General features: G+C 35.1%; 21 protein-coding genes and 1 riboswitch. Of the genes, 18 read left to right on the top strand and 3 right to left on the bottom strand.

Annotated elements, in window-relative coordinates; all coding sequences use genetic code 11:
* Positions 1–42 precede the first annotated feature (42 nt).
* From BN1243_RS02935 to BN1243_RS02955, 5 genes are all read left to right on the top strand, one after another.
* Positions 43–759, top strand: a complete 717-nt coding sequence (locus BN1243_RS02935; protein WP_062104773.1) for a response regulator transcription factor — start codon at positions 43–45, stop codon at positions 757–759.
* Positions 756–2528: an ATP-binding protein gene (locus BN1243_RS02940; RefSeq protein ID WP_062104774.1), complete on the top strand. Its 1773-nt coding sequence runs from the start codon at positions 756–758 to the stop codon at positions 2526–2528. The genes BN1243_RS02935 and BN1243_RS02940 overlap by 4 nt, the downstream gene beginning before the upstream one ends.
* A 173-nt stretch (positions 2529–2701) precedes the next feature.
* Complete coding sequence (sigX, locus tag BN1243_RS02945) at positions 2702–3238, top strand: RNA polymerase sigma factor SigX (RefSeq protein ID WP_062104775.1); 537 nt, start codon at positions 2702–2704, stop codon at positions 3236–3238.
* Positions 3225–4388 carry a GerMN domain-containing protein gene (locus BN1243_RS02950; protein WP_062104776.1) on the top strand — a complete coding sequence of 388 codons (1164 nt, stop codon included), beginning with the start codon at positions 3225–3227 and terminating at the stop codon, positions 4386–4388. The genes sigX and BN1243_RS02950 overlap by 14 nt, the downstream gene beginning before the upstream one ends.
* A gap of 60 nt (positions 4389–4448) precedes the next feature.
* Positions 4449–4586: riboswitch (FMN riboswitch) on the top strand.
* A gap of 153 nt (positions 4587–4739) precedes the next feature.
* Positions 4740–5321: an ECF transporter S component gene (locus BN1243_RS02955; RefSeq protein ID WP_062104777.1), complete on the top strand. Its 582-nt coding sequence runs from the start codon at positions 4740–4742 to the stop codon at positions 5319–5321.
* Positions 5322–5355: 34 nt separating this feature from the next.
* On the opposite strand, the gene BN1243_RS02960 is transcribed toward BN1243_RS02955, so the two are convergent.
* Positions 5356–5604, bottom strand: coding sequence for a ferredoxin (locus BN1243_RS02960; protein WP_062104778.1), 249 nt, complete (start codon positions 5602–5604; stop codon positions 5356–5358).
* A 206-nt stretch (positions 5605–5810) separates the two neighbouring features.
* Here BN1243_RS02960 and BN1243_RS02965 point away from each other — a divergent pair, with 206 nt between their 5' ends.
* The 6 genes from BN1243_RS02965 (at position 5811) to BN1243_RS02990 (ending at position 11401) form a co-directional block, all read left to right on the top strand.
* Entirely contained in the window at positions 5811–6866 is a 1056-nt protein-coding gene (locus tag BN1243_RS02965) for a YpbB family protein (RefSeq protein ID WP_062104779.1), read from the top strand.
* Positions 6863–8332 carry a RecQ family ATP-dependent DNA helicase gene (locus BN1243_RS02970; protein ID WP_062104780.1) on the top strand — a complete coding sequence of 490 codons (1470 nt, stop codon included), beginning with the start codon at positions 6863–6865 and terminating at the stop codon, positions 8330–8332. The genes BN1243_RS02965 and BN1243_RS02970 overlap by 4 nt, the downstream gene beginning before the upstream one ends.
* Complete coding sequence (locus tag BN1243_RS02975) at positions 8329–8940, top strand: CPBP family intramembrane glutamic endopeptidase (RefSeq protein WP_062104781.1); 612 nt, start codon at positions 8329–8331, stop codon at positions 8938–8940. Before BN1243_RS02970 ends, BN1243_RS02975 begins: the two co-directional genes overlap by 4 nt.
* Entirely contained in the window at positions 8933–9598 is a 666-nt protein-coding gene (locus tag BN1243_RS02980) for a LysM peptidoglycan-binding domain-containing protein (protein ID WP_062104782.1), read from the top strand. Before BN1243_RS02975 ends, BN1243_RS02980 begins: the two co-directional genes overlap by 8 nt.
* 66 nt (positions 9599–9664) lie before the next feature.
* Positions 9665–10120: a DUF2663 family protein gene (locus BN1243_RS02985; RefSeq protein WP_062104783.1), complete on the top strand. Its 456-nt coding sequence runs from the start codon at positions 9665–9667 to the stop codon at positions 10118–10120.
* Between the two features lie 282 nt (positions 10121–10402).
* Positions 10403–11401 carry a zinc-dependent alcohol dehydrogenase gene (locus BN1243_RS02990; RefSeq protein WP_062104784.1) on the top strand — a complete coding sequence of 333 codons (999 nt, stop codon included), beginning with the start codon at positions 10403–10405 and terminating at the stop codon, positions 11399–11401.
* A gap of 339 nt (positions 11402–11740) precedes the next feature.
* Here the strand turns inward: BN1243_RS02990 and BN1243_RS22450 are convergent, their stop codons facing one another.
* Positions 11741–11980 carry a YuzC family spore coat inner layer protein gene (locus tag BN1243_RS22450; protein ID WP_230200088.1) on the bottom strand — a complete coding sequence of 80 codons (240 nt, stop codon included), beginning with the start codon at positions 11978–11980 and terminating at the stop codon, positions 11741–11743.
* A gap of 458 nt (positions 11981–12438) precedes the next feature.
* Here BN1243_RS22450 and BN1243_RS03000 point away from each other — a divergent pair, with 458 nt between their 5' ends.
* The 3 genes from BN1243_RS03000 to BN1243_RS03010 all read left to right on the top strand — a co-directional run bounded on the left by BN1243_RS03000 (position 12439) and on the right by BN1243_RS03010 (position 15010).
* A complete protein-coding gene (locus BN1243_RS03000; RefSeq protein ID WP_230200089.1) occupies positions 12439–13320 on the top strand; it encodes a metallophosphoesterase in 882 nt (293 codons plus the stop codon).
* Between the two features lie 79 nt (positions 13321–13399).
* Positions 13400–13966, top strand: coding sequence for an adaptor protein MecA (locus tag BN1243_RS03005; RefSeq protein ID WP_062104786.1), 567 nt, complete (start codon positions 13400–13402; stop codon positions 13964–13966).
* Between the two features lie 75 nt (positions 13967–14041).
* Entirely contained in the window at positions 14042–15010 is a 969-nt protein-coding gene (locus tag BN1243_RS03010; protein WP_062104787.1) for a YpdA family putative bacillithiol disulfide reductase, read from the top strand.
* 120 nt (positions 15011–15130) lie between these two features.
* Here BN1243_RS03010 and BN1243_RS03015 read toward each other — a convergent pair whose 3' ends face one another.
* Positions 15131–16105: an asparaginase gene (locus BN1243_RS03015; protein WP_062104788.1), complete on the bottom strand. Its 975-nt coding sequence runs from the start codon at positions 16103–16105 to the stop codon at positions 15131–15133.
* A gap of 98 nt (positions 16106–16203) precedes the next feature.
* On the opposite strand from BN1243_RS03015, the gene prsW reads away from it, so the two are divergent.
* The 4 genes from prsW (at position 16204) to BN1243_RS03035 (ending at position 20023) form a co-directional block, all read left to right on the top strand.
* Positions 16204–16878, top strand: coding sequence for a glutamic-type intramembrane protease PrsW (gene prsW / locus BN1243_RS03020; protein ID WP_062104789.1), 675 nt, complete (start codon positions 16204–16206; stop codon positions 16876–16878).
* A 146-nt stretch (positions 16879–17024) separates the two neighbouring features.
* Positions 17025–17804, top strand: coding sequence for a spore cortex-lytic enzyme (gene sleB, locus BN1243_RS03025; protein ID WP_230200293.1), 780 nt, complete (start codon positions 17025–17027; stop codon positions 17802–17804).
* A gap of 75 nt (positions 17805–17879) precedes the next feature.
* The gene (gene ypeB, locus BN1243_RS03030; RefSeq protein WP_062104790.1) at positions 17880–19229 is read left to right on the top strand and encodes a germination protein YpeB; all 1350 of its coding nucleotides are present in this window, start codon (positions 17880–17882) and stop codon (positions 19227–19229) included.
* A gap of 134 nt (positions 19230–19363) precedes the next feature.
* Positions 19364–20023 carry a flagellar brake protein gene (locus BN1243_RS03035; protein ID WP_062104791.1) on the top strand — a complete coding sequence of 220 codons (660 nt, stop codon included), beginning with the start codon at positions 19364–19366 and terminating at the stop codon, positions 20021–20023.
* Positions 20024–20041 lie beyond the last annotated feature (18 nt).

Genomic DNA, 20041 nt, shown 5'->3' on the forward strand with positions numbered 1-20041 from the left:
ATGGATAAAAGTATTTTAATTATGAATCTAGGAGGCAGGAAAATGGAACAACAAGTTAACATTCTCATTGTAGATGATGAAGACCGTATTAGAAGATTACTTAGAATGTATTTAGAACGTGAGAATTATGTAATAGACGAAGCTGAAAATGGAGTAGAAGCTTTGGAAATGGCCTTGAATAATGATTATAATTGCATTTTGCTTGATTTAATGATGCCTGGTAAAGATGGGATAGAAGTATGTAATGAGTTACGGGAGCATAAAAATACCCCTGTCATTATGCTAACAGCTAAAGGTGAAGAATCAAATAGAGTTCAAGGATTTGAAGTGGGAACAGATGATTATATTGTCAAGCCATTTAGCCCGCGAGAAGTGGTGTTAAGGGTAAAAGCGTTACTTCGACGCTCATCACAATCAGACTTTCCTCGACCCGGAACATCGGCAAGGGATATTATCGTTTATCCACATCTCTCAATAGACCACGATGCCCATCGGGTGACAGCTAATGGTCAAGAAGTAAATTTAACACCAAAGGAATATGAGTTGTTACATTTCCTTGCAAAATCACCTGATAAAGTATTTGATCGCGAACAACTATTGAAAGAAGTCTGGCAGTACGAATTTTTTGGAGATTTGAGAACTGTAGATACACATGTTAAGAGATTACGTGAAAAATTAAATCGAGTATCCGAAAAAGCAGCTGGAATGATTGTGACTGTTTGGGGAGTCGGTTACAAATTTGAGGCAGGTAATGAATGAGACTATGGCGTAGTGTAGTAGGAAAGCTTTGGGGTACAATCCTCCTACTCGTTTCTTTTGTTTTGATTTTATTAACAATGTTACAGCTTGAATTTTTTGAAAAATATCATGTCGGTCAAATTGAACAGGGATTGCAGGATCAGGCAAACAAAATATCAAGGATTATTGAAGCTCATGCAGATGATAATCTTGGTGAAGAAATTGCTTTTGAAATAATCGATGATCCAGTTGAGCTCGTTATCGCATATAATAAAAATGATATTCTATTTTCGCCGAATCGATCCGATAAGGGCTTAATCCCAGATGAAATGTTATTAGAAGACCCTGATCTATCTAAAGTGTTCGCGGAAAAAAAGAAAGTGACAAAAGAGCTGTCTTTATCTGATATGGATAAAAAAGGGAACAGATATGATAATTTAGTTGTTGCTGCTGTTCCATTTACAATCGATAATCAGGATGGAGCTATATTCATTTATCAATCTCTTGCAGTTATGAAGGATACAACAGAGCAAACAACGAGACTCATATTGCTGGCTGCTGGAATTGCGATTGTATTAACAACATTTTTTGCTTTTTTCTTATCTACACGCATTACCTCACCTTTGAGGAAAATGAAGGAAGCTGCTTTTCAAGTATCAAAAGGAGAATTTGATACGAAAGTACCCTTTTTAAGCCACGATGAAATTGGAGAATTGGCGATTGCTTTTAACCAAATGGCCAAAAGGTTAAAAATTAATATGAATGTCTTAAGTCAGGAAAAAGAGCAGCTAAAAAGTATTTTAAGTAGCATGGCTGACGGTGTTATGACATTTAGTAAAGGTGGGTCTATTTTAATTACGAATCCACCCGCGGAACATTTCTTGCAACAATGGCATTATGAATCCGAAAACAGCTCAAACATTCCACCAGAGCTTGCTGAACTTTTAGAACAAGCTATTTCAACGGAAACCGAGCAAACAGGTGAATTGAAGTTACAAGGCCGCTATTACGTTGTGATCGTAAGTCCTTTATACACGCAAAATCAGGAAAGTGTTAGGGGAGTTGTTGCGGTTATTCGTGATATGACAGAGGAGCGTCGCCTTGACAAATTGCGCACAGATTTTGTATCCAATGTTTCACATGAATTAAGAACACCGATTTCCATGCTTCAAGGCTACAGTGAAGCGATTATTGATGATATTGCTGAATCTGAAGAGGAAAAGAAAGAGCTGGCAAAAATCATTTATGATGAATCGCTAAGGATTGGCCGTTTAGTTAATGAGTTATTAGATATCGCTAGAATGGAAGCGGGCCACATTTCACTTAACTATGATGATGTCCATATAGGTTCCTTTATAAAACGGATTATGAATAAGTTTGGCGGTGTAGCGAAGGAAAACAATGTGAATATTGAGAGTCAGTTGCAAACAAGCGAGCAAACTTTTTTTATGGATGAAGATCGGATGGAACAAGTATTAACAAATCTAATTGATAATGCGATTAGGCATATGAGTGAAAATGGGACTATTATGATCACTCAGACGAGAAATAGTAAAGGAATAACTATTTCAGTAAAAGACACTGGATCAGGTATTCCTGAAGAAGATTTGCCTTTTGTATTCGAGCGTTTTTATAAAGCAGATAAAGCGAGAACAAGAGGAAGTTCTGGTACTGGATTGGGGCTAGCTATTGCCAAAAATATTATCGATGCTCATAACGGTTATATTACGGTTCAAAGTAAATTAGGAGTTGGAACGACCTTTACTATCTTTTTGCCAGAAATATGTTGAAAACTGCCAATTAATCTTGTTCCATGGGAAACAGAAACATTCCATTGAAAACCAGACAGACGGATTGAATAACTGAAATGGGTTGTTCAATCCGTTTTTTTATAATAAAAAAGCTATAAGTGTAACATTTTTCTCGAATTTACGACTAACTATATAACGGGGGAGGGGAATAAATGGACTCCGTGTTCGATGAATTATATAACAAATACCACCAAGACCTTTTTCAATTTTTGTTCTACATGGTTAGAAATCGCGAGGAAGCAGAAGATATGGTTCAGGAAGTTTATATAAGGGTTATGAAATCATACGATCGTTTTAAAGGGCAAAGTTCGGAAAAGACATGGCTATTCTCGATCGCAAAAAATGTAGCGATCGATCATTTTAGAAAACAGCGAGGCTGGAAAGAACGTCTATACGATAAATTTGATTGGGATCATTGGCAAATAAAAGACGATACTCCTTTACCGGAAGAAATGGCAATTAACAAGGAAGATCTCCATCACTTACTACAATGTCTTACTACTTGTAATACGAATCATCGAATGGTTTTGATTATGCGATATTTGAACGAATTTTCAATTGCTGAAACAGCAGCAACTTTAAAATGGTCTGAAAGTAAAGTGAAGACAACTCAACACCGAGCGTTAAAATCATTAAAGGAGAAAATGGAAGCTTATAAAGGGAAGGAGGATAACCATGGCACAATCTGAACAAAACGATGAAAAAATAATACAGCTACTAAATCAGCTTCCAAAAGTGACAGATCAACGGCCGAAAGAAGAAATATATAGGAATATTAAAAAGCAAATGAGTAAGACAAAGCCGAAAAGAACTATTTTCATTCCTGCAATATCAACATTTGCTGGCTTATTAGTTGTTCTTTTGTTATTTCCTGTTATATTTCAAAAATCTCCTACTGATTTGCTAATGAAAAAGGAGATAAAGGAATCAGCCGAATCTCATGATGCCAATATTAGTCTCTACTCAGCAAAAGAAAGAGCAAAGACGGATATGGAAAATGAAGAAGAGAAAATGAACGCGGCACAGAATTTCGATGTAGCTGACCTAAAGACAGCGGCATATGAGGAAGATGGATTTAAAGTCTATACTTACGGTGTTTTAACAGCTGATTATGCGGAGGCCATTCCTGTCAGCGTAATCGATCCTGTCTCTAATGAAGACTGGTTAACACGAATGAAGGATGTTTCTAAGACGTTAGATGACCCTCGTTACGGGTTGCAAAATATGGATCCTTTTATCAACTCTATAAGAATTGACGATCCTGCGACTGCTCGGATTATAATTGATTCATCGAACAGATATCTTCTAGATAATGGAAATGTATTAAAAAAGTTAGTTCAATACACATTTAAAAACACAAATATCAAAACTGTTCATTTTACAGATGAAGATGGCAATAAGGTAGAAGATGGACATTATGGGGAAATTCCAGATGAAGCTATTTCCGAGACATCACAAAAAGCTTATTTCCTTTATAAAGGAGACGCTGAGATTTCTTACATTGTTCCCGATAACTCAGATGTAAACACCTTGCAAGACGCCATTGAAAAAATGGATGAGGCACAAAGTGATTATTTATTGCCGCTAATTCCTGAAAATGTTCAACTAGAAGTTCAAACAGGAGAAAGTAAAGTAGCTACGATTCGTTTTAAAAATTCATTTGAATTATTGGAAGGCGACCAAGAAGAAAATATGCGAATGATTGAAGGACTTCTTTTAACTGCAAAAGAATTTGGCTTTGAGTTCGTCCAATTTGAAAATCTTTCGCAAGAGGAATGGCAAGGCTTTAATTTCAGCCAACCGATTAAAGTTCCTATTGCTCCTAATGTATTAAATTAAAAAGCATATCCTTTCCATTTTGTCTAAAATAGTGTATAATAAATTTGAAAATATAATATGATTCATCTTCGGGGCGCGGTGAAATTCCCGACCGGCGGTGATGAAGCAGTAATGCTTCTAAGCCCGCGAGCTTCTATTGAAGCAGGATTTGGTGTGATTCCAAAGCCGACAGTATAGTCTGGATGGGAGAAGATGAAGGTAGCCAAGTATTCAATTTTTAATATTGAGTACTATTTGAAGCATGCCTGATATTCTCCCTCAAAGAAATTTCTTTGAGGGTTTTTATTTGGATGTGATCTGTTCGGCTTACCTTTCTTCGGTCTAGAGGTGAATCTCTAAGGAGAGAGGATTATGAAAAATTTTAGTGTCAGATCTTTTGTACTGATTGGAATGTTAAGCAGTTTATCTTTTATTTTAATGATGATTAAATTTCCAATCCCCATTTTCCCATCATTTTTAAAGGTTGACTTTAGCGATATTCCAGCACTTATTGCTGCATTCACACTTGGTCCAGTAGCCGCGATTCTAGTGGAATTATTTAAAAACGTGTTAGACTATATCGCATCAAGCAGTGAAACTGGAATTCCGATTGGGCACTTATCTAATTTTGCTTCTGGTATATTATTTGTTCTACCTACGTATTGGATATTTAATCGCTTTAAAGCCAAATGGGGCCTAGTTGTTTCACTTATTTCCGCTACATTGTTTATGTCGATTATTATGAGCCTTTTAAATTATTTCGCTATTTTACCAGCTTATATTAAATTACTTAACTGGCCAGCCATGAGTACTTCAGAACTGCGTGTAATGGTCGTAGGGGGAATCTTGCCCTTCAATATTGTAAAAGGTTTAATCGTTACTGTTGTTTTTGTCCTGTTGTACAGCCGTCTGCAACACTGGTTGAATAAACAGATCACATATAAAAATTCGTAAAAAATGGAGATGTCGTAAAAGACATCTCCATTTTTTATTCGTATTTAAATGGGTCACCATCAAATGGTTCGTCCGCAATTTTAATGGAATCTGTCGGACAGCCTTCAAACGCATCCATCAAATCATCCTCTAAAATTTCTAGAACTTCTGCAGTACCGTTATTATCATCTAAGATGACATAAGCTAACCCTTCATCATCATAATCATATATATCAGGTGCGGATGCACCGCATGCACCACAAGCAATACATGTGTCTTGATCTACGATAGTATACTTTGGCATAGGTAAAAAACCTCCAATTACTAACCAAGAAAGCAAAAGTTATATTTTAAAATCATACTATAATTATATTTTATTGTTCAGTGCTTTTCAATCATAATGGCTGCTCTTAGGTAGGAGTTGTCGATTTTAATCTAAATATAGATAGAATAGTCGAAACGATGTTTTCATGGTAAAATGAAAGAAGTAAAACATAAGGGATGATGCTGGTGACATTATTGCATGCGCTAATATTGAAATGTCTGCATACAATTAATGGAGAGAGAACTATCTATTCCGTTTATCATTTACTTTCAGGTAAGAAATCATCGCAAACTATCCAAGATGCCCATCTTTATCGCCTTTCAAATTTATTTAAAACTCTGCCAGGATGGTCACGTCAACAATTTGAACAAAATATAAATGAATTATCTCAAAAAGACCTAATCGTTTCTTTAAATGAAGATTCAAAATGGACCGTAACGGATCAAGGCATTACAGCTTATACTGATTTTTTTAAGGAGAATGCTTTCCCGAAATATATCCATGGTTTAAAGTATCAGGATGTATCGATATTGATGTGGAAAAGATTGACTTTACTTGTACAAGCTATATCCTACTTAAGCCACGGGCAAAATCGTTATATTCCCATAGTTAGGGATCCGGATATACGGGATTGGGTTAAAAATACCATTATTCAATATCCGAATAGTCGTTCAAATTTAGCATCCTGTTTATTTGATGAACTATACTCAATATTGAATTCGCCATTCCCTGAAAATCCAGATATAGTTGTTATGCGTCTAAGTGGATTTCAGTCGATTGGCATGACAGCGACTCAAATAGCTGAATTTCTAGAGATAGAATTGTCGGAATCTCACTTTCGCTTTATGAATGCACAGCATTATATGATCCAAGTGTTAATTAAAGATCATCATAAATATAATATTTTGTCTAGTCTATTAAAAGACATTTACCAAAAAGTACCGTATACAAAGACAGCTCTTCGTACATATAAGTTACTTAAGCAAAACTTAACTATAGAAGAAATTGCTAAATTGCGAAATTTAAAAGCTAGTACGGTAGAAGACCATATTATCGAAATAGCATTAAATAATAAACAATTTTCGATTACACCTTATGTGGATCAAGAATCGATCGAAAAAATAAGTACAATTGCGAATTCCTTAGGTGTAAGAAAACTCAAACCTATTAAAGAAAAACTAAGTGATATTTCTTATTTCCAAATCCGGCTTGTATTGTCCAGATTGGGAGTGAAAAAATGATGAAATTCCAAGTTTTGCAAGAAAGATTCGGTTATTCTTCCTTTAGAAATGGCCAAGAAGCAATTATCGATGCAGTTTTAAAGCAACAAGATGTACTAGCTATGCTTCCAACAGGAACGGGAAAATCACTCTGTTATCAGTTACCAGGCTATCTTATTAAAGGAACGGTTTTAATCATATCACCATTGATTTCATTAATGCAGGATCAAGTTGAGCAGCTAGCTTTAATAGGTGAACGCAAAGCAATTGCGTTAAATTCCTTTTTGAATTCCCGAGCGAGAGCAAAGGCATTACAAAATTTGAATCAATATCGATTTATCTATATCTCGCCAGAAATGTTACGAATGGAAGGTATGATCGATAGACTTAAAAATGTTTCAATATCATTATTTGTTATTGATGAGGCGCATTGTATTTCACAATGGGGACATGATTTTCGACCAGATTATTTGAGTTTAGGGGAGATAAGAGAATGTTTGGGGGCACCTCCAGCACTAGCTCTTACGGCGACAGCTCAAAAAGAGGTACGAGATGATATTAAGCATTATCTAAAGCTTAAGAACCCTAATGAATTTATCTATTCAGTGGATCGGCCCAATATAGCGATTATGATTGAAAGAGTACAAACTGCAAACGAAAAAAAACAAAGACTGTTGGAACTGGTACGACAATTAAAAAAACCTGGAATTATATATTTTTCTAGTAAACGTGTTGCAGAGGAAATGGTTGAGCATCTTAAATTAAATGGAGTCAAAGCGGTAGCTGCATATCACGGAGGAATGGATCAAGAACAACGCATATTGATTCAACAGCAATTTCTAAACGATCAGCTAAATGTAATCTGTGCAACGAGTGCATTTGGCATGGGAGTCAATAAAAATAATATTCGATTTGTTATTCATTTTCACATGCCAGGTCAAGTAGAGTCATATTTGCAAGAAATCGGCAGGGCTGGAAGGGATGGGCAAGAAAGTGTCGCAATTTTAATGTATAGCCCTGGCGATGAGGAATTACCATTGAGACTGAGCGAGTATGAACTTCCGGAAAAATGGCAAATTGATGCTTATTTCAACACTTGTCAATTAAAAAATGAAACTGATCTCGTTGCAGAATTACGGTTGTCAGAAACTCAATTACGTTTTCTTAAACATTACTATCTTCTAAACTCTCAAGATATTGAGCAGCAAATTAATAAAGTAAAGACGATTAGAATGAAACGTTTAAATTATAAAGTAAACAAAGTATGGCAAATGTATCGTTGGATTCAATCGACAGATTGTCGCAGAAAGCAAATTATAACTATTTTTGGAGAAAACGACTATTCAAAACCAGCTGATTGTTGTGACATTTGCACGTTTGATTTAAGTAACTACTACGAAGAATTAACACATATAGAAAACTTATCGTCCAATTCTTGGGTGAAACGACTTCAGCAATTATTAAAACAAGAAGTGAATCCATTATGAAATTAAATAGACAAGCGGAGTTAGCAAAGCAGTTAACAGGAAAGGAATTACTATTAAGTGTTTTTTTGACACAGGCAGTTTTATTAATCCTAGCTGTTATATTAAGCTTTGTAGTTTACCGTCATTTACAATCATTTTTTTCACTGTTTCGCTGGGACCCTAAGTGGCTTTTTGTTGCAATTATTTGTGGTGTCCTCGTTGTAAGCCTTGATGTACTTTTGATGAAGCTGTTACCGAATCACTTTTACAGTGATGGTGGAATCAATGAAAAGTTGTTTTCTAATTTATCAATATTTCAGATTACTATTTTAGTGTTAGTCATTGCGATTGTAGAGGAGTGGCTCTTTCGAGGCGTCGTACAAGTAAAACTAGGGTTAATCCCATCTTGTATCATCTTTGCCCTCGTTCATTTTCGCTATTGGGCACATTGGTACTTAATCATAAATGTAGTAATTCTAAGTTTTTTGTTTGGTATTATATTTGAATTATCAGGGCAACAACTATTACCTGTAATCGTAATGCACTTTATTATTGATTTTTTATTAGGACTATATATAAAGAGATCAAGCCAAATCCCAAGCTTAAAGGAGGGGGATAAAAATGTCTGAAATGCTGGATCCAAAAAATTCATCAAATCATGAAAAATTGCCATCAAGAGCGGAATTGCATGGAAAGGAAAAAAATAAAAAGAAAGAAAAGAAAAATTCAAAGAAGGAGGAAAAGAAATTCAAACTTTCCATTCCACTTATTTTGTTAGTAATTATGTTGCTACTCCCACTATCTGTCATTATTTATTTAAATAAAGACAATTTGCCAACTGTTAAATCAGCAGGAAGCAGTGCGGGAGAAGTGATCTCATTTGACGATCACGAACTTCCAGATGACTCTAAAAAACAGGAGGAAGATGAAATAAAGGATACTCCGAAGAATATCGAAAAGAAAGAAGAAAACAAAGATGCTGTAAAAGAAGAAGAGAATAAAGCAGATCGTGAAGAAAATCCAAAAGAGAATTCCACAACAAAGAATAATCAACAGGTAACAAATAAAGAGGACACGACTGAAAAAACAAAAGAGGAAACAAAACCTACTCCGCAAAATGAAAACGGGGAAACAATTTATCATACTGTTCAAAAAGGGGAGACTCTTTATCGTATTTCAATGCATTATTATAAAAGTCAGGAAGGAATAGAAAGAATCCAAAGTGCTAATGGATTAGTAGGTAATGATATTAGTGTCGGTCAAAAATTAAAAATACCTTTACCATAAGGACATAGTGCGGCTCCATGTAACATAAAAATGTAGTGAATAATGAAACTACTGGGAGTTGATTGCATGGAGCCGTTTCTAGTTGCATTTGGAGAAGATATGGACCAGACGACAAAGCAAGTATTACAAAATCTAATAAATAGAAAATTAAAGTATAACAGATATAAAAATATGCACTTTACATTTTTAACGATAGCAATACTTTTTTGCTTTCTTTCTTTTTATTTTATATATAAAACAGCAATAGAACCCTATAATTATTCGGTACTCGATATGGTTTCAGTCTTTACCGGGAAAAGTTATTTTTTATTACTTATTTTTATAGGTTTTACGTTACTCGGCTCGGTGAAAATTTTTTTTGAAAAAAAGGAAAAAAGTGAGAAAGAATATAATGATCTTAGATGTGAAGTTATTGATAAATGCGGAGACTTATTACCTGGAAATCTATGGAACGAGAGACATAAAATATTTGAGTATATGAAAAAGAAATATAATATAAACCTTTACCATCAGAGCAAGTGAGCGTTGACCACTTGTTTTTTGTTTTTTATGAAACTATAAAATCGGTCGGTATGGATAAGTTATGTCGGTGTGTTGTTTACGTTGTTCAGCTCCGACTGACAGGACATCTCCTCTTAAGGAAGCGGGCGCATGTCGTCTAGCAAAATTATTGACATTTTGAAATCGCTTTCGTATAGTAGGTATATGACCCAGATATGATCCAGGATTTGTTTTATTGAATTTATTTAACCAAAATATTTTATTAAATCGAAAAGAAATTAACTGTCGGGGAGAGTGAAACTTTTGAAATCAATAGTTGCCAATGATAAGAGGGTAGAAATAATAACAGAAGAAATTCCAGAACTTAAAGATTCTTACCTACTAGTTAAAACCTTATATTCTGTGATCAGTCCCGGGACAGAAACGTCAATGATTAATAATAGTGAAGGCAGACAAATTAATATTGGCTATAGTGCTGCTGGTGTTATTGTTCGTTGTGGTGATAATACGGAAGAGTTTAAAGATGGGGATATTGTTGCGGTATATGGTGCACCGTATGTGAAACATTCTCAGTATTTACTTGTTCCAAAAACATTGTGTAGTCTAGTGCCGGATAATGTAAGTCCGAAAGAAGCAGCATTAGCTGGAATAGGTGCAATTGCAATTCATGGTTTGCGAATTGCAAATCTCAATTTTGGTGAAAAGATTATTGTGGCAGGTTTAGGAATTATCGGCCAATTAATCACTCAAATTGCTGATGCCTCAGCTTATCAAGTATATGCATATGATCTATCTGCACAGCGAACGACGCTTTTGAGTTGGAACAAAAATATTAAACTATTTACTGACCAAGAAAATTTAGAAGAGAAAATAATTTCGGGGGATAGGTATAAAGGGGCAGATGCTGTATTACTATGCGCTGGGGGTAAAAAATCTCCATTAACAGCACAAAGCTTAAATTGGATTAGAGATAAAGGAAAAGTTGTCATTGTTGGGGATATAGAGCCTGATTTCCCAAGGGACAAAATGTTTGGTAAGGAGGCAAGTATTCTGATTTCCCGAGCAGGTGGGCCAGGGCGATACGATCCAATCTTTGAAAGGGATGCAATTGATTATCATTATGGATTCATCCGTTGGACTGAAGGTCGAAATATGGATGAATATTTAAGATTAGTTAGTGAAAATAGAATTAAAGTAAATAAATATTTATTAGAAGAAGTATATTTCGAGGATGCCCCAGATGCTTATGAAACTTTACAAAATAAGGAAACTTCTGTTCTAACAAAAGTAATAAAATGGTAAAAAATAGGATAACGTTTAAATAAGCTATCCAAAAAGTTTAATATAATGCCTTTTTGGAGGCTTTTTTCCTTTAACAAAAGGATGTATCTTTGCAAAAGGTTGAGGGGGAGTTTTCCTTCCACAGTGTATCTGACACATCAAATGCAGCAGAAGTTTTTACACAATCTCCCCATTATGATTACTGGTAGCTATGTGGCAACCAGGTTTTCATGGAAACTATTTGAAGGGTGATTGATGATTTCAACATAGTTTTACGACGATGAGATGTGACATATTCCTCATTAACTGGCTTTCCACTTACAAATTGATCCAAATACAACCTGCTTATTCAAAAATGGGCTACCATTTTAACCCCATGTTTAATGTGCAACATCCTACATCTTTCTCAGCATTACTTAAGCTAATTTTAATACCATCAGGATTAAAACTTGTTTGGACATTAATCGTAATTCCAGTAGATCGGATTAATTCTTCCACTCTCTTTTTATTCGAACTTTGGGCTGCTTCCATCAAATCACGAGCAAATTTAGGTGATGTTTTCACTTTATTAATTAACAAATGGGCTTGATTCATAAGCAATTGGAAGTTTTCAGCTGATTGAAAAAGGGTATTTGTTTTAACGGCCGGATATATAGGTTTAGACTCACGATTGAAATGTGGAAGCGAATAAAGCTGATAGGGGGAGTACCACGGTATGAATAAGTTCTTGTGTCGATTATAACAAGAACATGTATGGTGATTCTGTTGAAGACAATAATACAAAGCGATGAACTCCTTTCCCGAAATCATTAGTTGTATATTCTATGAGAGATTTAAAGTAGCGGTTACGATGAAATTTTGCTTTTGAAAAGTTCTGAATGTCGAATTTAAACATAAGCATAAAAATGGGGGAGTTGAACAGTGGGATGCGTGATGACACTAAGATAAGCCCTCAGCAAGAAATACCATTGGTCTAAGGTCCGGCGTTATATTCCTGTAATAAGGAGATAGCTCTTATTGCTATCTCTTTTCCTGTTAAAAGAGATAAAAAAAATGTTATGATTTGTTTATTCCACACTCAAGGCGTAATAGACGGGTTCTATCATCTAACAATCAGTGAAGATGAAAAAAAGATTGAAGTTTCACTTTATCCTCCAGTGAAGGCGAGTGTTTTAATGATGTTTATATTAACGATAATTATATTATGTATACTAGCGTTGCTTTTTTATATGATTAGTAATGCATTCGGTAACTTGGTTAAGGAGGAAGAGTTACAGTTTTCGAACTTCCCGTTGGAGTTAGATTCATTTACAATTTTTTTTATTTCCGATATCCATCGTCGAACTATTACCGATGCAATTATAAATAACATTAAGAATAAAGCTGATATTGTTGTGATTGGTGGAGATTTAGCAGAAAAAGATGTTCCATTTGCAAGGATTAGCGAAAACTTAGAAAAATTAACTACCATTGCTCCTGTATTTTTTATCTGGGGAAATAATGATTATGAGGTTGATTTACAACACTTACAGGACGTTTTTTCAAAATACGGTATCACGGAGTTAAAAAACGATGTTTATTTTATGGAAAATGATCATATTGCCTTGATCGGTGTCGATGATCTTACACAAGAATTGCCCCCCTTAGAGTTAGTTTTTGATATTGCTGGCGAAAACATTTTTCGAATTTTGTTAAGCCACAATCCGGATATTAACAATAGGCTACCCGAAAATAATCGAATTTCACTAATCTTAAGCGGTCATACTCATGGAGGACAAATACGTATATTCGGTTTCGGTCCATATGAAATTGGACAAATAAAAAAGGAAAATGGTATAACACACCTTATTAGTAATGGTTATGGAACCTCTTTATTACCACTAAGATTAGGAGCGAAAGCCGAGACGCATTTAATCACTTTAAAAAGAAAAAGGAGTTAATGAAACAAACTGGCAATATGAACCATCCTTTAGAACTTACATAGTATGGGAGGTAAGGAGAACTTCAGGGGGCGGTTTCATGGAGCTTGAGCGATTATCTTCAAATAAAATAAAATACTCCATTTCGTTTGAAGAATTGACTTTCAAAGGGTTTACTGAGGATGAAATGCTAAAGGAATCAGAAATATGGGATGATTTATTCGATGAAATGTTGGATGAGGCAAGTCGTGTATATGCATTGGAACCTTGTGAGGCCGTGGCAATTGAGATTTATTCTATGACATCTAAAGAATTGGTTCTCATTTTAACTTTGGATGAAGACGATTTTAATGATTCGGCAATGGAAAGGCCACCTTCCTTAATCGATAATAATTTTATAATAGTAGTATTTGAAAATATTGATGATTGTATTTCTTTTGCAAAAAAGTTGAATACCGTTAATCGTTTTCATTCGATTAGTTCACTTTACTCATTCAATTCACATTATTATTTTGTAATTGCACAAGACGGGTTCAAGCAGGAAACGCTACTCGCTTTGAGTGAAGAATATGGAAGATTATCCAGTATATCCTTAATATATTTAGAAGAATATGGAAAACGACTTATTGATAAAACAGCTATACAAACTTTTCACTCGTTCTTTTAAACATATTCATTGCACTCATTTTTAGAATCTCCTATCATATATAGATGGGAGATTTTTAGATAGGAGAGTAATTTAATGCAAAAGGAAGAATGTATTATTGTTGGTGGCGGACCATGTGGTTTGTCAGCTGCGATTGCTTTGAAAGAAATTGGTAAAAACCCCTTGATTATTGAAAAGGGGAATATCGCCAATGCGTTATATCATTATCCAACTCATCAAACTTTTTTCAGTTCAAGTGAAAAATTAGCTATTGGCGGTGTGCCATTTATCACCGTGGAACGTAAGCCAAAAAGAAACCAAGCACTTACATATTATCGAGAAGTTGTTAAAGAAAAAGAATTAAGAATTAATCGGTTTGAAACGGTTATTAGTGTACGCAAGGAAGACTCTTTGTTTTATATTGAAACGAGTAAAGGAAAATATGAAGCACGATATGTTATTATCGCAACAGGGTATTATGATCATCCGAATTATATGGGAATTCCTGGCGAAAATTTAGACAAGGTTTTTCATTATTTTAAAGAAGGCCATCCTTACTTTGATACAGAAGTAGCCGTAATTGGTGGCAAAAACTCGGCGGTAGACGCAGCCCTTGAGCTGCATAAAGCTGGAGCTCGTGTCACTTGCCTTTACCGAGGCAGTGATTATTCTGCAAGTGTTAAACCTTGGATTTTGCCAGAATTTCAAGCTCTCGTAAGAAGCGAAGAAATAAAGATGGAGTTTAATGCGAATATCATGGAAATTACTCCGCAAAGTTTGAAATATGAAGTCGGAGGACAAGTTTCAGAAATTCCAAATGACTTTGTTTTTGCTATGGTGGGTTATCACCCGGATCATGTTTTTATTGGCAAGATGGGTGTAAATATTGATAAGGAAACAGGCAGACCTACTTTTAATCATGAAACAATGGAAACAAACGTTGAGAATCTATTTATTGCAGGTGTTATTGCAGCCGGAAATGATGCAAATGAGATTTTTATTGAGAACGGACGTTTCCATGGAGACCTAATTGCTGCCTATATTCAAAAAGAAGAAAAAATATAAAATAAAAGCATCCTTCAATATGGGATGCTTTTACCTATACGTCTAGCTCCAAAGGACAGGACAGGACGGGGCGTTCATCTTTAATATAGAAGGTTTCCAATACGCCGGCGCTTTTGTTCTTTAAGCTATAGAAAAAATATCATTGAGTTGTTTAAAATCATTCGTATGGGTTAAGGCAACAAGTAATTTAATCCTTGCTTTTTGTCCATTTAATCCATTGCAAAAAATAACACCCATTTCTTTCAGTTGCCTACCTCCACCATCATAATCATAAACATCTTGAGCAATTCCATTAAAACATCGGGAGACGAGAACGATTGGTATGTTGGAACTTATTATCTTTTTGATTCCACTCATACAATAAGGCGGAAGATTTCCTTGACCAAGCGCTTCAATGACAACCCCGTCATATTGTAAATCGTGGATGGCATCAAATAAATCTGCCTCCATTCCAGCATATGTTTTTACTAAAGTCACTCTTTTTGTAATGTTATTCAGTGTGTATTTTTCAGAGAATAGTGACTTATGGTGAAAGACGATTTCTCTCTTTGTCACAATCCCAATAGGTCCATATTGCGGGCTTTGAAAAGTCGAGACATTGCTAGTATGTGTCTTCGTTACATTCGCAGCTGTATGGATTTCGTCATTCAAAACGACAAGCACACCTTTTCCTCTAGCCTCTTGCGTACAAGCAACACGTACAGATGAAATAAAATTGTAAAGTCCGTCAGAGCCAACTTCATTAATAGATCGCATTGCACCCGTAACAATGATTGGAATATCTGTTTGTAATGTTAAATCTAGAAAATATGCTGTTTCCTCCAATGTATCTGTTCCATGAGTAATTACGACACCATCTATAGACTTTTTGCGAGTCTCTTGTTCAATTAATATTTTTAATTCCAACATATTTGAAACAGTAATATGTGGTGAGGGAAGATGAAAAGGTTGTTTAGTAATTAAATTTGCCAATTTGTCAAGCTGCCTAGCATAACTTAATAATGGATTTTCGATAGTTGGAGAAACAGAACCTGTTTGTTCATTCTCCTGCATTGAAATAGTACCACCGGTATGTAAAACAAGAATATTCTTCATTTATTTCCGCCTTTTGCTTTAATATTACTTAAAGATCATTTTCAATCATTCTGTTCCATGATAGGATAAAAGAAATAGAAAGAAAAGAGTGCTGTTTTATGTTTGGCATATTATCTGCTGGGATCGCTCCCGGTCTAGCATTGATTAGCTATTTTTATTTACGGGATCAATATCAACAAGAACCTATTCTTAATGTTTTTAAGGTGTTCATGTTTGGCGCTATTTTAACATTTCCAGTAATGTTTATGCAATATGTGATTATTGAGGAAGATTTTATAAATAATGGATTTCTAAATTCATTTATCTCAGCAGCATTTTTAGAAGAGTTTTTCAAATGGTTTATTTTGTTTTTAGCTATATACAAGCATGCCGATTTTGATGAACCTTATGATGGTATAGTATACGGAGCGGCTATTTCGTTAGGGTTTGCGACAATGGAAAATATATTATACTTAGTCTCATATGGTATTAAATTTGCTTTTGGGCGTGCATTACTTCCTGTGTCCAGCCATGCCTTATTTGGAGTCCTAATGGGATATTATTTAGGAAAAGCAAAATTTAATATTGGAGGTAAAAATATAATTTGGCTCGTTTCTTCCTTTTTCGTCCCCTTTATTTTGCATGGGTTTTATGATTCCATTCTTGTACTCGGAAAAAGATGGTTATTTTATATGGTTCCCTTTATGTTATGCCTTTGGTATATCAGTCTTAGAAAGGTAAAACATGCACATATTTTAACTAGAAAACACAATGAAGAAGGCACTGCATTTTGAGTTTAAAAAATGCAGTGTTTTTTTTCATGCATAAAAAACCAATTCTTCTAGGACAATACTATGTAGGAAAACTTTTTTTGGAGGCTAAGAAAATGAGATTTAGCAAAACTGCAAAGCTAATATCCGTTTTATTATTGTGTAGTTTGATGGTTACGACTTCACCAATGGACAAAACAAGAGCCTTTACGAATCAGGTGATTCAACAAGGGGCAGTCGGAGATGATGTTATTGAATTGCAGGCCAGACTCCAATATTTAGGCTTCTACAACGGGAAAATTGACGGAGTCTTTGGCTGGGGGACGTATTGGGCACTTAGAAATTTTCAATATGAATTTGGGCTCCCTATTGATGGTCTCGCAGGAGAAAAGACGAAGGCCAAGTTGGTTAATGCATCTAAATATAACGAGCAATATGTTAAGGAACAAATCAATAAAGGGAATAAATTTACTCATTATGGCGGTACTGATTTAGGCAAACAATCAACTTCTAATAATAATACTTCGGGTAATACAGGCAATCAAGGCGGCAACCCAGCTCCCAAACCAACTGCAGCAAACACCCCTGCAGGATTCTCACAAAACGATATCCAATTAATGGCTAATGCAGTCCATGGGGAAGCACGGGGAGAGCCCTATGAAGGTCAAGTTGCAGTAGCGGCTGTTATCTTAAATCGGGTAAATAGTGCATCCTTTCCGAACACTGTGTCAGGAGTCATATTTGAACCTGGAGCTTTCACAGCTGTAGCAGATGGACAAATATGGTTAACACCAAACGAGACATCGAAAAGAGCTGTGTTAGATGCAATTAATGGGTGGGATCCTACGAATAGTGCTTTATATTACTTTAATCCAGATACAGCAACGAGCGCATGGATTTGGACGAGGCCACAAATTAAGCGGATAGGTAAACATATCTTTTGTATGTAGTTCGACATGAAACTAAGGGAATCCGAATGATTATTGTTCGAAGCTTGAAGATAATTTGAATAGAGGTGGTTTCTAATGATTCGATCAATTTTAATTGCAGTTTTAGCGATAGGGGTTGCTGGAACAGCCTATTGGGGTTATCAGGAGCATCAAGAAAAAAATGCGATACTGATTAATGCTGAAAATAATTATCAAAGTGCTTTTCACGATTTAAGTTATCAAATGGATGTGCTGCATGACAAGATAGGCACAACTCTTGCTATGAACACAAAGAACTCGCTTTCACCGGCACTTGCAGATGTATGGCGAATTACTTCTGAAGCCCGTACTCGTGTTGGTCAGTTACCTTTAACACTTTTGCCGTTTAATAAAACGGAGGAATTTTTGGCGAATATCGGTAACTTTAGTTATCGTACTGCGGTGCGGGATTTAGATAAATCACCACTTACAGAAGAAGAATATGCCACATTAAAAAAACTTTACAATCAAAGTGATGATATTCGTTCCGAACTGAGGCAAGTCCAACATTTAGTATTAAAGAATAATTTAAGGTGGATGGACGTTGAGATGGCGCTAGCTTCTGGAAAAGAAGCAGCGGATAATACGATCATCGACGGATTTAAAACAGTAGAAAAGCAAGCGAAAGGATTTGGAGAAGAGCATTTACAAGATTCAACAATGGTAACATTTCAAAAGAAAGATGAAAATTTTGCACATTTAAAAGGTAAGTCGATTTCAAAAGAGGAAGCGGTCGAACTTGCTAAAAAGTATTCTGGTATTAAAAATGTTAATGAAGTTAAAGTTGTAGATAATGGTAAGGGGGCTGCCTTCGACTTCTTCAGCGTGAATCTCGATAATGGAAATGGAGATGGGGCAAGCATTGATATTACTAAAAAAGGTGGTTATCCAGTTTGGCTAATGAATCACCGTGAAATTGGGGAACAAAAAGTCAGCTTAAATGATGCCGCAAATAAGGCTAATGATTATCTTCAGAAACACGGATATAAAGATCTTAAACTAGCCGAAAGCGTTCAATATGATACCCAGGGGTTATTTACATTTACAACTGTGCAAGATGGTGTGAGAATTTATCCTGAGTCAATCAAGGTCAAAGTAGCGCTCGATAACGGGAAAATCATTGGTTTTGCTGCAACTGATTATTTAAAAGGCCACCATGAACGTAAAATTCAAAGTCCAAAAATAACAGAAAAAGAAGCACAAGAACATATAAATAAAAATGTTAAATTGATGGAAAATAATTTGGCCGTCATTGTTAACGAACTAGGACAAGAAGTTCTATGTTATGAATTTTTAGGTACATTGGATCAGGACACATATCGAATTTATATTAATGCTGGAAATGGTATGGAAGAAAAGGTTGAGAAACTGCAAAATGCGGAACCGATGTATAACGATGTTTTATAAGTTAAATCAACTTACAGTGAAACGATATGAGTCACTGTAAGTTGATTTTTTTTAATATAAAATTTACTAGCAAAGTGATGTTTTTCATGAGATAATACTAAATAATCAGTCAAAAAGTAATAAGGTGTGACATTATGTTTAAAGTAGGAATGGAGCTAATACTTGAGTTAAGTCATAATGACCAAACGGAGCAACTTCGGTCGAAGGTATCAGACTTTACAGATAATATGTTATTAATTTCTTATCCAGTGAGTATCGAATCGAATCGAATCGTATATTTACCTAACGGTGAACACTTATTTGCAAGTTTTTCGGATAAGAACACAGGGGCTACCTATTTATTTAAAACGAAAATAATAAATCGATTCAATAAACAAATTCCAATGCTCGCACTTGCCCTACCAAATGAGCAGGATTTAATGAAAATTCAGCGCAGGCAATTTGTAAGAGTAAAAACGGCGATTGATATTTCTCTTGATTTTCCCGAGCGTAACACTCAATTACCTACAATTACAGACGATTTAAGTGGTGGCGGGTGTGCGGTCGTAATTCCAGAACATTCCCCTATAGTGAGGGGAGATTTTGGAAGGGCTTGCATTGTTTTGCCGTTTCAAGATCATCATTACAAATATTTAAATTTGGATTGTAGAATTACTAGACGATTCGAAAGAAATAAAATTCATTTATTATCAGTTCAGTTTTTAAATTTGACGAATACAGAGCAGCAACAGTTAATTCGCTACACATTCGATAAACAATTACAATATCGAAAAAAAGGAATATTAGTTGAATAAAATTGGGGAAAATTACAA

The sequence above is a fragment of the Bacillus niameyensis genome (assembly GCF_001375535.1).
Classification (GTDB): domain Bacteria; phylum Bacillota; class Bacilli; order Bacillales; family Bacillaceae_C; genus Lederbergia; species Lederbergia niameyensis.